This window comes from Aerosakkonema funiforme FACHB-1375 (assembly GCF_014696265.1).
GTDB classification, from domain to species: domain Bacteria; phylum Cyanobacteriota; class Cyanobacteriia; order Cyanobacteriales; family Aerosakkonemataceae; genus Aerosakkonema; species Aerosakkonema funiforme_A.
Window position 1 is genome coordinate 1 of the sequence record NZ_JACJPW010000091.1, and the last position, 13395, is coordinate 13395.

General features: G+C 43.4%; 10 protein-coding genes. 7 read left to right on the forward strand and 3 right to left on the reverse strand.

Going from position 1 to position 13395, the window contains the following annotated elements; translation table 11 throughout:
- Nucleotides 1-111: 111 nt before the first annotated feature.
- Nucleotides 112-1002 carry an alpha/beta hydrolase gene (locus H6G03_RS27190; protein ID WP_199315508.1) on the forward strand — a complete coding sequence of 297 codons (891 nt, stop codon included), beginning with the start codon at nucleotides 112-114 and terminating at the stop codon, nucleotides 1000-1002.
- A gap of 38 nt (nucleotides 1003-1040) precedes the next feature.
- On the opposite strand, the gene H6G03_RS27195 is transcribed toward H6G03_RS27190, so the two are convergent.
- Entirely contained in the window at nucleotides 1041-1856 is an 816-nt protein-coding gene (locus H6G03_RS27195) for a hypothetical protein (protein ID WP_190471579.1), read from the reverse strand.
- 183 nt (nucleotides 1857-2039) lie between these two features.
- On the opposite strand from H6G03_RS27195, the gene smc reads away from it, so the two are divergent.
- On the forward strand, nucleotides 2040-5735 hold the full coding sequence (smc, locus tag H6G03_RS27200; protein WP_190471494.1) for a chromosome segregation protein SMC: 3696 nt from the start codon (nucleotides 2040-2042) through the stop codon (nucleotides 5733-5735).
- An 85-nt stretch (nucleotides 5736-5820) separates the two neighbouring features.
- Nucleotides 5821-6870 (forward strand): PRC-barrel domain-containing protein, encoded by a 1050-nt coding sequence (locus H6G03_RS27205; RefSeq protein ID WP_190471497.1) that lies wholly within the window; start codon nucleotides 5821-5823, stop codon nucleotides 6868-6870.
- A gap of 194 nt (nucleotides 6871-7064) precedes the next feature.
- Here the strand turns inward: H6G03_RS27205 and H6G03_RS27210 are convergent, their stop codons facing one another.
- Nucleotides 7065-10115, reverse strand: a complete 3051-nt coding sequence (locus H6G03_RS27210; protein ID WP_190471500.1) for a type ISP restriction/modification enzyme — start codon at nucleotides 10113-10115, stop codon at nucleotides 7065-7067.
- Nucleotides 10116-10345: 230 nt separating this feature from the next.
- Here H6G03_RS27210 and H6G03_RS27215 point away from each other — a divergent pair, with 230 nt between their 5' ends.
- From H6G03_RS27215 to H6G03_RS27230, 4 genes are all read left to right on the forward strand, one after another.
- Complete coding sequence (locus H6G03_RS27215) at nucleotides 10346-10573, forward strand: type II toxin-antitoxin system MqsA family antitoxin (protein WP_190471502.1); 228 nt, start codon at nucleotides 10346-10348, stop codon at nucleotides 10571-10573.
- 186 nt (nucleotides 10574-10759) lie between these two features.
- Nucleotides 10760-11095: a hypothetical protein gene (locus tag H6G03_RS27220; RefSeq protein WP_190471505.1), complete on the forward strand. Its 336-nt coding sequence runs from the start codon at nucleotides 10760-10762 to the stop codon at nucleotides 11093-11095.
- Complete coding sequence (locus tag H6G03_RS27225) at nucleotides 11092-11631, forward strand: hypothetical protein (protein WP_190471508.1); 540 nt, start codon at nucleotides 11092-11094, stop codon at nucleotides 11629-11631. Before H6G03_RS27220 ends, H6G03_RS27225 begins: the two co-directional genes overlap by 4 nt.
- A gap of 9 nt (nucleotides 11632-11640) precedes the next feature.
- Nucleotides 11641-11853, forward strand: coding sequence for a hypothetical protein (locus H6G03_RS27230; RefSeq protein WP_190471510.1), 213 nt, complete (start codon nucleotides 11641-11643; stop codon nucleotides 11851-11853).
- Here the strand turns inward: H6G03_RS27230 and dacB are convergent.
- Nucleotides 11850-13382: a D-alanyl-D-alanine carboxypeptidase/D-alanyl-D-alanine endopeptidase gene (dacB, locus tag H6G03_RS27235; protein WP_456057588.1), complete on the reverse strand. Its 1533-nt coding sequence runs from the start codon at nucleotides 13380-13382 to the stop codon at nucleotides 11850-11852. The two genes, H6G03_RS27230 and dacB, sit on opposite strands and share 4 nt — an antisense overlap.
- Nucleotides 13383-13395 lie beyond the last annotated feature (13 nt).

Sequence of the window (13395 nt, forward strand, 5' to 3'; positions counted from 1 at the left end):
CTCTGCCTGGGTGGAGAAATCCCTCCAAGTAAGCCGAGTCGTGGAAAGAGGAAGCCCAAAGAGCGATCTTTGGAATCCTCGTACCTTTAGGTCGAGGAGGATGTCAAGAAAATGAATAACAAAAAAGCGATCGCAACACCACCCGAAAGACAGGCGACAATGCAACTGCACGACGATCGTAGACTCGCGTGGTCGGAATGGGGACTTGTTGAGGGTATTCCAGTTTTGTTTTGCACTGGGGCGGGAATGAGCGGTTGGCTTGGTTTTGGGGCGAACGATATTCCAAATCTCGGTCTGAAATTGATTGCGATTGACCGACCTGGCTTAGGTTTGTCTGACCCTCACCCGAATAAAACTTTGTCTTCTTGGGTGGATGATATAGGAGAGTTTATTCAGTCCGAGGATCTCCATGATGTTCTCGCTGTGGGTTTTTCTCAAGGCGCACCATTCACCTTTGCTTTAGCAGCGGGGGGTCTAGTGAAAGCGATCGCAATTGTGTCGGGACAGGATGAACTTTCTCATCCCAGCCTCTTACCGCTTTTGCATCCCGATGTAAAAGGTACGATTCTTGCTATCCAACAAGATCCTGTAGGATTTGAGCAACGCTTTTCTCAGATGGCTACAGCTGATGGTTTGTGGCAGTTAATTATCGGGATGAGTGCAGAATGCGATCGCGTATTATATGAGAGTGACACCTTTAGCCAAGCGTTTAGGCGATCGTTGCAGGAAGGTTTCTCACAGGGCGCTCAAGGATATGTACGGGATCTCCTTAATGCGCTCAGTTCTTGGCAGATAAAATTGGAAGAGATCGCTGTTCCCGTCGATCTGTGGTATGGCGGTTTGGATACGAGTACCGTTCATTCCCCTGATTTTGGCGCAACCTTGGCGAAACGGCTACCTTTTGCAGAGCGTATTTTCCAGCCGGAAGAAGGTGGATCGATTCTGTGGACTCAATCTTGGCATATTCTGTCAAAACTGAAATCTCATTTGTCGATCGCATAAGATCGGCTTCATCTTATCAGAACACAGGAAATTAATCATCATTGTGACATTTGGGCAAAATGCTCTCGCAGCAAGTCGTGGATGAAGCGATAACGTCCGCCAATTCGTTGTAGGAAAAGTCGCTCTGAGGCGTAGTTGAGGAATTTGGCATAGTTCCAGGAAAAAAGGTCAAACAAAATCGGGATGGGTTGTTTCTCGTTTTCTGTTGCTTCCGCGCACAAATCTTTTGCCAAATCGAGCAGCGTTGTGGTTTTGCCAGCACCAGGTTCACCTAAAATCAGTAACTTGCCCTCTTTGCGCTTAAAAACATCAATAATTGTTTCGTCTGCGGGATGGACATCTTGCCCATTATCGGCTTTTCCTAAGAATTGCGACATCAACTTAGCTGGCAATTCAATCCAGTTAATCAACTGTCGTTTGTCTGGATTGACTGCCGAAATAGAACTTGCCCCGACATGATGCGGTAACTCTCTCGTCGCCAAGTCAATCATTTTTTGATTGTGCAGAGAAACTTCCAGCCGCTGCGCCACTTCATCCCGGACAGCTTCTAGCAGCTGTTTGCGAGGCGACGGAGTTTCGGCTTTCTCCCTGGTGATAAGCAAGAATATTGTTAGCAGCGAGTAGGCATAGCCCAGAACGAGAAAATAGGTTTGGTCATCTGCTGAGGTAGCACCGCTTGACCAGTTTACCAGGGCTGCCATTAAGCTACACCCCGCACCCAGTACCAAAATTAACCACTTGCGCCGCGATGAATTGCCTGGTTTACCCCATTCGTTAATCAAAAGACCCGCAATAATGGCAAGTAACCCATTCAGTAGCCATAGGGATAGTTGGGAGGGTTCTGGAATTGGCATATTGGAAAAAAGGTATAGATTGCTGAAATGCCGAAGGCAGCAGAGTATCAATTGCTAATCTAGCAGGGTGAAAAGTACCAAGCCTGGAGAATAGAATAGTATCTTTCGTCTCTATGACTGGCTGTGCTAACCTGTTGAGACTCGATCGCTGATACACTTGTACTTCCATACCTACCAGCGCCTATGGTTCATATCAAGCGCCTGGAACTGACTCACTTCAAATCTTTCGGCGGTACTGTCCAGATTCCCGTGCTGCCAGGGTTTACAGTAGTTACTGGGCCAAATGGATCGGGAAAATCGAATATTTTGGATGCGCTGCTGTTTTGTCTGGGACTCGCCAGTTCCAGGGGTATGCGTGCGGAACGCCTCCCGGATTTGGTTAACCAAAACCAAATGCAGCGCGGTGCTGCGGAAGCTATTGTTACGGTGACGTTCGATTTGAGCGATGAAGCGGGATTGGGAGAGGATATTACGGAAGATGGAAATTCTACCCCCGACGCCTCCCCGTTCGACGGGGATGGGAATGAAGCGAATGGAAATGAAACAGTAGCACAAAATGGCGCATCTGTTCCGCTTGCGGAAACACAAGAACAGCAAGAAAATCCCAAATCCAAAATCCCAAATCCCAAATCGAAGGAATGGAGTGTTACCCGTAGGTTGCGCGTTACCAAGCAAGGCAGTTACACTTCGACTTATTACATTAACGGTCAAACTTGTACTGTTGGGGAACTGCACGAACAATTAGAACGCTTGCGGATTTATCCAGAAGGCTACAATGTCGTGTTGCAAGGGGATGTGACCAGCATTATTTCGATGAATTCGCGGGAACGTCGCGAGATTATTGATGAGTTGGCTGGGGTGGCGGCTTTCGATCGCAAAATTTCCCAGGCGAAGGAAACTCTGGAGACGGTGCGGGAAAAGGAAGATAGCTGTCGGATTGTGGAAAAGGAATTAGTTGCACAGCGCGATCGTCTTTCTCAAGATCGTATTAAAGCAGAAAAATACCAAAAACTTCGCGGCGAACTTCAGGAAAAAGAAAAGTGGGAAATTGTCTTGGCTTGGCGTTCTCTGCAACAACAGGAATGGCATCTCCGGGAATCCATCGAAGCAGGCGATCGCAATTTTCATCAACTTAACGAACAACTAAATAATCTGAACTTACAAATTGAGCGAACTACAGCGCAACTGGAAGATTTGAACGCTCGCGTTAAAGCTTTGGGAGAAGAGGAATTACTATCTTTGCAATCTGTTCTCGCTACTCAACAAGCGGAACAGCGTCAGCTAGAACGTCAAGTAAAGGAACTGAAAACATCTGCCCAAGAAACGGAAAGGCGATTGCAGGAAACTCATCGCGAAATCGAACAACATCAACAAAGTTTAGAGCAATTAACTCAGTCACAAGAAACTGTGCGAGGACAACTATATTATTTAGCTGCTGCACGGGAGGAAACGCAACAAGCATTAAACCAAAATCGGGAAAATGCGAGTGCGATCGCATCTGCGTCGGAAGCTTGGGTACAGCAACAAACTGCCCTCAGTCGCCAAATCGAAACCATCCTGCAAGCGATCGAACCGCAGCGCACGGAACAAGCGCAACTGCGAGAGCGCTACACTAATTTATGTCGGCAGATAGACGAACAAAGTCAAATATTGCTATCCAGCGAACCGCAACTGACTACCAAACAATCTCTAGCTGCTGATTGGGAAATTCAACTATCAGAATCTTCCCACACAGTTCAATCGTTAGCGCAATCTCTCACAGCAGCAGAACAAGAACTGCAACTTCAGCAAGAAACTCAAAAACGTCTCTTGCAAGAACAACGAGATAAACAACGACAATTAGATAAATTGGAAGCACAAGCGCAAGCTCAACAAGAAGCGCAAGGAACTTACGCGATTCAAGTTATTCAACAATCTGGATTGCCGGGAGTTTGCGGATTGGTTGCCCAATTGGGTAGAGTCGAACCGCGCTTTCAATTAGCACTGGAAACGGCTGCGGGTGCGCGTTTGGGAAATTTAGTAGTAGAAGATGATGGCGTTGCTGCGGCGGGAATTGAACTGATCAAACAAAAACGCGCAGGTCGAGTTACCTTCTTACCATTGAACAAAATTCAACCGCCACCATTCCATCAAGCAACTGCTTTGCGATATGCGAATGGATTTATCGATTATTGCGTTAATCTGATCGAATACGACAATCGCTATCGAAATGTTTTCGCTTATGTTTTTGGCGGAACGGTTGTTTTTGAAACGATCGATGCAGCTCGCGTTTATTTGGGACAATATCGCATTGTCACGTTAGATGGGGAATTGTTGGAAACTAGCGGTGCGATGACTGGCGGGAGTATCAGTCAAAAATCGACTTTGCATTTCGGTGTAGGCGATCCTTCTGAGTCGGCGGAAGCAACGGCATTGAAAAATCGGTTACACGAAATTGAAATAGTTTTAGAACGCTGCGGTGAGGCGATTCATTCTCTGTCCGTGAAGACAAAACAATTATCTCACCAATTAACGGAAGCACGCCAACAACGGCGGGAACAAGAACTGCATTTTGAACAATTGCAGAAAGAAATCAAGAATTTAAACGCGCAGATGGAACAGGCGCGATCGCTCCTTTCTAAAAATAACCAAGAACTAGCCAACGCGCAAACTCGTCTGGAATCTTTGGATCGGGAATTACCGACACAAGAAATACGATTGGCAGAACTCAGACAAAGTTTGGCAGAATTGGAACAATCGCAAACTCATAGCGAGTGGCAACAAATCCAAGCGACGATCAAAATACAGGAAGCGGAATTGCGAGAAAGGGAACAAAATTTTCGCAATGCCGAACAACGGTTAAAAGATTTGGAAAATCAACAGCAGCGCTTGCAAGAAAAAATTCAAGATTGTCATCGGCGCGTGGAAGAATATCACAATCTGCAAGGAAATGCGAACGCGCAACAATCAACAGTTAGCACGCAATTAGCAGCGATAAACGAACAGATAGCACAAACTCAGGCGTCGATGACTGAGGCAGAGAAAAAGTTGGGAGAAGAGAAAAAAGAACGCGATCGCACAGAAAATCACCTGCGCGAGTTACGTCAATCTCAACAACAAGTAGAATGGGAATTGCAGAAACTCCAAGAAACCCAAACAACTCGCCGGGAAGAACTGGTAGCGGTGCAAGCGCAACGGGAAACCAGACAGGCAGAATTACCCGACCCCATGCCCACAGTACCGGAAAAAGTGGATCTCGAAGAACTGCAAAAAGAGATGCGTACTATTCAAAAACGGCTCCAAGCAATGGAACCCGTCAATATGCTAGCTCTGGAAGAGTACGATCGCACCCAAAACCGCCTGGATGAACTAACTCAAAAACTAGCTACCCTGGAACAAGAACGCACCGAAATCCTATTGCGGATCGAAAACTTCACCACCTTACGTTTCCGCGCCTTTAAAGAAGCCTTCGACGCCGTTAACGAAAACTTCCAAGCTATTTTTACGGAATTTTCCGAAGGGGACGGCAGTTTAACCCTGGATAATTCCGAAGACCCATTTTCCGGCGGTTTAAACCTCGTCGCACACCCCAAAGGCAAACCCGTACAGCGCCTCGCCTCCATGTCTGGCGGCGAAAAATCCATGACAGCACTGAGCTTTATCTTTGCCTTGCAGCGCTACCGTCCCTCACCCTTCTACGCTTTTGATGAAGTCGATATGTTTTTGGATGGAGCAAATGTCGAGCGATTGGCTAGAATGATCAAACAACAGGCAAGCCAAGCACAGTTTATTGTAGTCAGTCACAAAGGCCCTATGGTTAAATCGGCTGAGCGCGTCATCGGTGTTACCCAAGCTAGGGGAGCTTACACCCAAGTTTTAGGCATAAAATTGCAGTCCTGAAGCTTGCCTGAGTCAGCCAATTGACAATGTGAATAATTAAGATAAGTATTGTAACAGGGTTCGAGACCCAGGTTCGGGACACATAATGACATCTGAACAAATCCGCCAACGCTCAGACATATTAGGAATGCAGGTAATCACCCTCGATAAGGCGAAGCGCCTTGGGGTGGTGAGCCAACTGTGGGTAGATATCGACCAGCGGGAGGTTGTGGCAGTAGGTCTGCGAGATAGCATCATCTCTATTGGCAGCGTACCGCGATTTATGCTCCTCAGTCGCATCACTCAAATCGGCGACGTTATCCAAGTTGATGATGATACCGTTCTGGAAGACGACGTAGACGTAGAAGCTTACAACACCCTGATCAATTGCGAAGTGATCACAGAAACCGGCGAAATGCTGGGGAGGGTGCGGAGTTTCAAGTTTGAGCCGGAAACTGGCAAACTAACATCTTTGATTATCGCGTCTTTGGGTGTTCCGCAAATACCCGATCGCATCGGCGGTTTTGAGACTATCAGCACCTACGAACTACCCATTGACGAAATTGTCAGCAGTGGCCCGAATCGTCTGATCGTATTTGAAGGAGCCGAAGACCGACTCGTGCAGCTGACCGTCGGTGTAATGGAGCGCTTGGGTATTGGTAGAGCGCCTTGGGAACGAGAAGAAGACGAAGAATACTACAGACCTACCACGATCGGAGCCGATAAGCAACTCGGCCCAGGCGTTCCCCTCCAAAAAGCCGAACCCATCCGCAGAGCCAAACCGGTAGCCCAAGAAACCTGGGACGAAGACGAGTGGGAAGAACCCGCACCCCGACAGCCGGTGCGTCAAGCACAACCCCTGCGTAAAGCCGCGCCCCCACCAGAACCCGCTTACTACGATGAAGAAGATATAGAAGAAGAAGAAAACTGGAGCGAAGCATCGCAAACGCCCAACAACTACGCCAGAAAAGCGTATGCGACACCCGAACCTCCACCGCGTTATGACAACAAAAAATATCAGGATAAATACGAAGACGAGGAAGAGGAGGAAGATGTTTGGGCTGACGACGAAGCACCCAAGCCCTACAAAGCTCCCAAGGTAAATATACCGGAAAAAACTAAGACTCCAGAATACGAAGAAGAAGATCGGTACTAAGTTGTAGGGTGGGCAATGCCCACTAAGTTGTAGGGTGGGCAATGCCCACCCTACTAATGGTTTCAGGATATAACCATTATTAGTTGGATCTTCGGGGATAATTATCACATTAAAACTCATAACACCCCTTCAAACCATCCTTCAGCAAAAAGCTCACCAACTGGATGTTTAGGAGTAAGTTTTGTAATCATATCTTATCTGCCCATTTCTTGAATAACTTTCATCGTTTCTACGCTGACACTGCATACTCGCTGCAATAAGTCAATCACTTGTTCTTTATAGTCGGCAAAACGGTAAGTATTAAATTTGGCCGCAATTGTGGGATCTTTGGGTTTCTTTTCCTTGTATTGATCCAAAATCCATTCTAAAGCAGAACGGTTGCCGAGGCGATATTCCCAAGCAATTTGGGGAACATTTTCTAGGGTGGTGATATCATCTAAAACGATGTTTCCTTTTGCTTTGTCTGCTTTTAACTTTGCTTTGGGAGTAAGGCGATTGTTTTCAATGGGTAAGTCAATGCGTTTGAGGGGATAGGGTGCAACTGTTTCGTAATTTATATGTAAATCCATTAATTTTTTCCCCCAATTTACCCATTGCTGGAAGTTATCGTAAAATGGCAAACGTGGGAAGTCGCGTTTTAGGTTTAGTTCGTATTTTTGGCGATAGGCGGGATTGTGAAGTACCGCGTATGTATAGTGAAAGATATCTTCTTTGGTGATATTGGGATCTTTGTAATGAGTTTGAAATTGTTCTAATCCCCAGTCGGTGATGTTGTCGTGGCGGTTTTCTTCTTTGTCGTAGCGGTAGAGGGGAAGGCATTGCGTCCCGCAAGCAGCACCATTTAAGTGCAAATCAGGTATTCTATTATCAGCAAGGGTCATAAAAGGCTTTTGTGAACCCGGATCGGTAAAACAAATTACTAAGTTTTCTCGTTGAAAGTTTGAACCAAATAATTGAGTATGACTGGAAGTTAACCTGTCACTAAAAATAAAGTCAGCATAGTAATAGTTTTGCACAAAAGGGCGATAGGTAGCTTGAATAATATGTTTTTGGGCGAAAATTGCTTTTTTGTGAGTTTTTACTTTTGACTTCAAAGACTCACTCCATTTTATTATATCGCTCAGAATTAAATTTAAATCATTACTTGTATTATTCTTGATTATTAGATCTATTTTTTGATTATAATCTTGAATCATAAATACTATTTTTTGGGAAAGCAAATCGGAACTAAGATCGTATACCCATTCATCTCTATTAGTAGAAACCCCAAAAGAAAATAGCTTAAATACTGCTTTGTCATCATTTTGACTGTTAGCCCGTTTAGTATCTTTATTAGCTAATGAGAGTAAGCTGTAGAAATCATTGACGGCTAGATTTATCCAGTTGTTATTTTGATCGGGTATAATATGTTCAAAAGAAACCCGATCTAATTTAATTCCTGCTAAAAACTTCAGCTTATCCTCCGCTGTCTCAAATTCCGATCTGCGAGTGTAAAATATCTTACATGGTACGCTGTTACTATCCTTCTTCCTTACCATCAAACTTATAGCAACACCTGCTTGAATACCAAAAACATTATGTTTAGTTCCTGATATTTTAGGATTAGATCTTACATCCCCACCTAAATCAATGATATAAATTTCGCTAAATTCATCAGCGACTACTTTTCTAAATCCATCAGCTTCTTTTGAATGGATAAAAGATGAATTAGTAATAAAAGCTAAAATGCCGTTTTCATGCAACCTACCTGTTGCCCAACAAAAAAAGCGAGAATACATATCATAACGCTTTGTTTTTTGGGCAGTGCTATACCTAACGTAACTATTTTTAATCAAACTATCTATTGCCGGATACTTGCGATTTTTATTGTTGTCATTTTCATTAGCTTGATTTGCATTATAAGGTGGATTGCCAATTATCACAGAAATAGTCCTGTCATTTTGCCGTTTAATTCTTTCCGTGTTCTCCACATTCAGCGCAAACAAATCACCTTGCTTACCCGCAAAAGAAGTATGTTCAAGCGTATCCATAAAACAAATATTTTCAAACTCTTCATAGACACCCATCTTTTGCTTATAGGTAAATTCAATATTCAAATTAGCGATATAATAAGGCAAAATAGCTATTTCATTGCAGTGAATTTCATGCTTATACTTATAAGCCAGCTTGTCTTTAGGCAAATATTCGATTAACTCAGTAACAAACGTGCCCGTTCCGGTAGCCGGATCTAAGATTTCCACATCTTGATCGGCTAGCAATTTACCAAAATGCCGATGCACTAAATAATCGACACTTTCAATCATAAAGCGGACAATTTCATTAGGCGTATAGACAATTCCCAATCTATCAGCGGCTTTAGGATTATAAGCTTTATAGAAATTTTCGTAAACAGCTTTCAAAAATTTCTGCTTTTCCTGGTGATTGTAGATATTAGCAGCAGTTCTTCTAATCACTGCATAATAATGTTCGATCGTGCTAAGAGTATTCCTTCTCGCATTACCCGTAAAAAAGGTATCGATTATCGCTTGTAACTGACTGGCAATATTATTTTCGCGATGAAACTGAGATTCATTGAAAATATTAATAAAAATATCCTCAGTGAGGATATGCTGAATCATCATTTCTCGAAGATCCAGTAAAGTGATTTCTGGATTGATCGATTGTTTGCAGATTTGCCAAAATTTATCTCTAGCGGTTTGAAAATTAATATTAGTTGCGGATTGAAGATCGATCGTATCGCGCAGAGAATCCAAAATTCTAGACAAATCTTCCTTAAAACTTTCAATCGCTTGGCGAAAATCCTTAACTTCCGGGCGAACGTAGTTAATAAAAGCATTGATAGCGCGATCCAAAGCTTCCCCATCGCGCATAGAAACGCGCATTGTCTCCACGCCACTTTGAATCAAAACAGCAGTTTGGGAATCTTCAAATAAAATGTTGCTATCAGGATATCCCTTACTGAGTTTTTTCTCAATTTCCAGATCTAAATCATCATATTCATCTTTACTTTCCCAGTAACCCCAATCTAACCGCAAAGCATCTTTAATCGTGCCATCTGGATAGACTAACTTGCCGCTTCTGGTTTTATAATCCAATTCAGGGATAAGCAGAAATTCTCTATTTTTGCAATATTCATTTAATAAGTTTTGAAAAGCAACCCGAATCGAGGTTTCGTTGCGAGAACCGCCATACTGAATAATTTTTTCTACTTCTGCCTGATATTGGCTAACCAGAAATTTTGACATAGCTTAATAAAACAGGGCTTAGGTATGTTGTTGCGCTTTAGCGCTAAATCTAGGCTAGCGCTAAAGCGCAACAACGTACCTAGAAAATTGATTAAGTATTGTCACGCTTAGGTAAGTATTGTAAAATTTAATGGACTAAAACCTCATAAAAATGGCACAAGTTAAAGGTATCCTAAGAGAATTCAAACAATTATCATTACTGTATATGTACCCTAAAAGAGAATTTCAAAATGGTGTGTGATATTTGTGGTAGCGAAGGTGCGGGTATCCGCCGAATTACTAGAACCTATGGTAAAGGTGAAGATTTGTTGGTGATAGAGAATATCCCAGTAGTGCGTTGCCCTCATTGTGGTGAAAGTTACCTGACGGCAGAAACATTGCACGAAATTGAGCGCATTAAACTCAATCGTAAAAGCTTGGTGGTTGAGCGTCCAGTGGAAGTGGCTAACTTTGCCTAAATAGCGATCGCACTTTCCCAAAATACCCAAAATGCGATCGTCCTTCTCTCTTTCTCTTCTTCGGAGTCCTAGAGCGCCTCTGTGGTTAAATAAAAAAGATCGATCGCGCTAGTAAAGAAAATGCCAACAAACTTCTTTCTGATTTTGGTGATACTAAAACTGAAATTCAGAAAAGGAGTCTATTAAATGAGAACCTTTACCACTAAAGGAACTGGTACGAATCTAGAACGATTCACCACCGATGCAGGTATCGACTACCAGTTTAATACCGGACACGCCTACAGAGAACATCGAACTGGCCCAGATAGTAATCCCCAACGTGCTGGAACAATTGATATTGTAGAAGACAGCATCGTAGATGACATTCAGCAGTTGCTTGCTTCTGGTGTGACGCTACCGGAATTAAAATCTGCCAATAAACCGCTAGTTCAGATCGTAACCGTCAATAGTGTCAAAATTGTATATAGAGTTGGTACAGTAGGCGGAGTAGTTCGCATTTCAGATTATTGGGCATTGCCATGATTACAAGTGTAAAAGAAGTTTTAGATGCGATCGACCAAGAAAAGGGACACATAGAGCAGCTAAGTGGCGCATCCCAGGATGTTTTAATTACCATACTGCTTGATGCTTTAGCAGAGCAAATTTCTATCGAAAATGCTGGTTATCTGGCACTTCGGGAACTTTGTAATCGAGGTAGCGTACCAATTGAATTACTGCTTTTAGCTCATTCACTAGCGCAATGGGTTTCCTGTGCGACAATTGAAGAACTAGATGGTTATTTTTTAGAACGTGCTAGGGAATTAGCGCCTGACAATCTGCGAGTGCTTTACGCTGTGCTGGAAAAACAGCCTAATATTGAAGGCGATCGCAATCAAAGAGCTTTTGAGCAGAAAATTATAGGCCGCATTTTAAAATTATATCCCGCCGATCCAATTGCCACAGAAGCTAGCGCAATTCTGGTAAATAGCGATCGCAGTCTGCCACTAGATTTTATTAACCGTTTGCCGAATCCCTTAGAAGATGTTGATTTTACACAATTGATAGAGATAATAGGCTAAACTGTAATTATGCCATCCTTCCTAGCTAATCAAAGTGCGATCGCTCATCAAGCTTACGATGACTTGATGACGATGTTAATGCAACTGTATCCTAAACGTCTAGACGAAATCCTCCATCAGCATTTGGAATTCTCATTAGCAATAAATCTTTCTGAATGCTATTTGTTTGTAGTATTTATTGTGGTTTCGTACCTCAACCAAAACTCCGAATGTTTTACCTAACAACGACGCAAACGACTCAGCAACAAAACAATTTCATCAATTGCCGGACGCATCTTTTTCGCCGGTCGATCGTACTGATTTAGCATAATACTAAATATCACCGTTTCGTAACCGGGAACATCAACATATCCAGACAGGGTTGATACACCGCCCAATGTACCAGTTTTGGCTAGCACAATTCCTTGGGCAGCAGTATTTTTAAAGCGATTTTTGAGAGTGCCGCTAACTCCAGCAACTGGCAAAGAAGCGCGGTAAATTTCTGCTTGGGGTGACTGTGCCATTGCTTTGAGCAGTTGTACCAAAGCTAACGGACTAACTAAGTTGTGACGAGATAATCCAGAACCATCTTCGATAACATAACTTTCCGGTTCTACACCCAAATCTGTTAAAGTTTTTTTTAGTACTTCTAATCCCATTTCAGCAGTATTTTGATTGCGAATATCGGATTTTTTGATAGCGCCGATCGTTCGCAGCAAAACCTCGGCATACAAATTATTACTCGGTTGATTGGTATCTATTAAAAGTTGCGATAGTGGGGGAGATTCAACTGCTGCTAATTCCGGTTCATCTGCACTTTTCTGACTCGGTGCAAGCATTGTCTGGGCGATACTAATTCCCTCTGATTCTAAAGCGGTTTGAAAATGCCGCAAAAAGTTTTCTGCCGGATCTCGTACAGCTACACCAACAGGTTCCGGTTCGGAATTAGCTGCCAATTCGCCCCAGATTTGCAAAACAGGTTTACCCAGGACGCCTGTTACTGCAACGGTACTTTCCGAACCATTTTTAGCTGTTACTGAGAAATTTTCCACTTGCCATTGGGAAGCGCTTAAGGGATCGTTCCAGGTAAATTTAAGAGGTTGCCCCAATTTTTGCGGTAATAAGGTCATCTCGATCGCATTTTGATTTAAAATTAAACTATTGACAGGTGCGCCATAATCTGATGCGACATCTTCCCATTGCCAGTTAACATTAACGATCGGCCCCTGAAAATAATCATCATGCACAATTAACTGCTGCACTTGACTAATTCCCTGACGTTTGAGTTGTTGAGCCAAATCTTTTAACTGTGCATCTGTTAAACTGGGATCGCCACGTCCGACAACGCGCAAAACGCCATTGCTGCCATAAACTGATGTGCGAATGCGAAACTGGGAACCTAACTGGTTTAAAGCAACTGCGGTTGTAAATAGTTTGACGTTGGAAGCGGGTGTAAAGTATTGTTGTGCGTCGCGACTGTAGAGAATTTGGGATGAGGATAATGTTTGAATTAGCATACCCCAACGATAGCGGCGGTATTCGGGACGGTTGGCGATCGCATCAATAGCTTGACCTAACTGTGCTGGGCAAATATTTCTAGCATAACTTTGTTGTTTGACTGCTTGCTTTGACGCGAATGCTTCTCGACTGGAAAGTGTCGGTGACTGCGCCTTTGCACTCAATTGTCTTACCCACACCTGGCAACTCAGAACAAGCACCCCTAAAGCGATCGATCTGCCAATGACTGCAAAACTTTTAAAATTCATAAGCATTTTCAGCTACTGG